The sequence below is a fragment of the Maritalea sp. genome, assembly GCF_051251695.1.
In the GTDB taxonomy this organism is placed as follows: Bacteria; Pseudomonadota; Alphaproteobacteria; order Rhizobiales; family Devosiaceae; genus Maritalea.
Genome location: NZ_JBPOEU010000092.1, coordinates 1 through 2,403, shown reverse-complemented (window position 1 = coordinate 2,403; position 2,403 = coordinate 1). Strand labels below are relative to the sequence as shown.

General features: G+C 51.9%; 2 protein-coding genes. Both read left to right on the top strand.

The genetic code is table 11. The features are described from left to right. Nucleotides 1–1,585: acyl-CoA carboxylase subunit beta (locus ACSHWX_RS18275; protein WP_435669641.1), on the top strand; the 1,585-nt coding region annotated here is incomplete at its 5' end. 83 nt (nucleotides 1,586–1,668) lie between these two features. Then, nucleotides 1,669–2,403, top strand: a 735-nt coding sequence (locus ACSHWX_RS18270) for an enoyl-CoA hydratase/isomerase family protein (protein ID WP_435669640.1), incomplete at its 3' end; no start/stop codon positions are given.

The window sequence follows — 2,403 nt, the reverse complement described above, 5'->3', positions numbered from 1 at the left end:
CCACAGCGAAGCGTTTAAGCAAAACGCCGACGTAATGCGCGCCGGAGTCTCTGAGGTTAGAGCGATTGAAACGCGTGTTATTCAGTTGGCCGACGAAAAAGCCCCGCGCTATATCAAACGCGGACTTATCCCACCCAGAGAGCGCTTATCACGCTTAGTTGACCCTGGCGCCCCCTTTTTAGAATTAGCGAGCTTATGCGGGTACATGCAAGAAGGTGATACCGACGGCTCCGCTGCCGGTGGCGGCGTAATAGCCGGGATTGGTTATGTTTCGGGCGCGCGCTGCATGGTCATGATTGATGACTACTTAACCAAAGGTGGCAGTATTACTCAGCTGGGCAGTCATAAGCGCCTGCGCATGTATCAAATGGCTTTGCAAAACAAGTTACCGGTGATTGCCTTAGCCCAAAGTGGTGGCGGCGACTTAACCTCATTGGGGGACTGGTTTGGGTTCTCAGGCGCGGGTTTTGCTCTGCAGGCCAAGCTGTCTGCGGCGGGTATCCCACAAATTACTCTTGTACATGGGAGTGCAACAGCGGGCGGTGCTTACCAACCTGGGCTGTCAGATTATGTGGTCATGATCAAAGGGCAATCCACTGTGTATCTGGCGGGGCCGCCACTGCTAAAAGCGGCAACGGGGGAAATCGCCACCGACGAAGAAATTGGCGGAGCACAAATGCACAGCGAAATTTCCGGTGTTGCCGACTATCAAGCTGAAAATGACGCAGACGGTATTCGCATTGTGCGTGAGATAACCGCTAGCTTGGAATGGAATGACAGTTCTAACTCTCATGCAGTAAGTCAGTACCAGGAGCCTTTGTACGAAAAAGAACAGCTATTGGGCATAGTGCCAAAAGAGGCAAAAACGCCTTACGACGTGCGCGAAGTCATCGCACGCGTTGCCGATGGCTCAGACTTTCTCGACTTTAAAACTGAGTACGACATGGGAACCGTATGCGGGCACATGAGATTGCACGGCATGGTATGCGGCGTTATTGGTAACAATGCTCCTATCACTGCCCACGGCGCAGCCAAAGCAGCGCAATTTATACAGCTATGTGAACAGTCGGGCACGCCGATTGTTTTCCTGCACAACACCACAGGTTTTTTGGTGGGTACAGAGTCAGAACGTGCCGGCATTATCAAGCACGGCGCCAAGCTCATTCAAGCGGTCACTAATACTAGCGTGCCTAAAATCAGCCTTGTGCTGGGCGGCTCATATGGCGCTGGCAACTACGCTATGGCAGGGCGTGGTATCGAACCTCACTTTATGTTTGCTTGGCCACGATCGGTTGTGGCCGTGATGGGGCCAGCGCAAGCAGGCAGTGTACTCAGAACGGTAGCCAGCGCCAAAATGGCCCGAGCTAATGCGATTGACACAGGCAAATTGGACGCACTTGAAAAGCGCACGGTAGAAGTGATGCAGGCAAAGTCTGGCGCCTTGGCTAATTCCGCTCGCTTATGGGATGACGGCATCATTGACCCAAGGGACACCCGAGAAATACTGGCATTTGTGCTAGATATTTGCCGCGAAGGCCAAGCGCGTAAGGTCAATACCAGCCAGTTTGGTGTACCTCGCTTCTAGTGGTAGATAAACGTAATGGGGACTGCCCTTATTTGGGCTAGTCACGATTAACGGAATAGAGATAACCAAATAGAGATAAGTAAATGTCGAATGTAAGCCAACAGCAGTATCGGGAAATTTTAGTCAGCCTTACTCAAGGGGTGTTGACCATCACCTTTAATCGCCCTCATAAGAAAAACGCGATGAATTTAGCCCTAGTTAAAGAAGTCATGGCGGTATTTAGCGATATAGCGGATGACAGCTCGGTGCGTGCAGTGGTCATTTGTGGCAGTGAAGGCAACTTTTGCGCTGGCGGCGATATTTCAGATATGTACAGCGACGCGGGCAGTGAACAAGATAAGCAACAAGCTATTTGGAATTTCAATCGCAGCTTCGGGCGCATGGTCGCCCAAGTGAATCAGGCGCCCCAAGTGGTTATTACCTTACTTGAGGGGGCGGTATTGGGCGGTGGTTTTGGTTTGGCGTGCGTTTCAGACATTGCTATCGCCCATCAAAGTGCGGTGTTTGCGATGCCTGAAACGGGGCTTGGTGTAGTACCAGCACAAATCGCCCCTTTTGTGGTGACGCGTATCGGCTTAACTCAAGCACGGCGTCTAGCGTTACTCGGGGAACGTGTTGGTGCAGCACAGAGCCAAGCCTTGGGCATTGTGCATTTTGTTTGCGAGTCACAAGAAGCACTGCAAGCTCAGCTCAATGAGGTACTCAAACAAGTGCAGCGCGGTGCGCCAAAGGCCAATGCCAATACCAAAGCACTGATGCTGAAGGTAGGAACAGTCGAGCTGGAAACCCTGTTGGATGAAGCGGCGGATGTATTTACC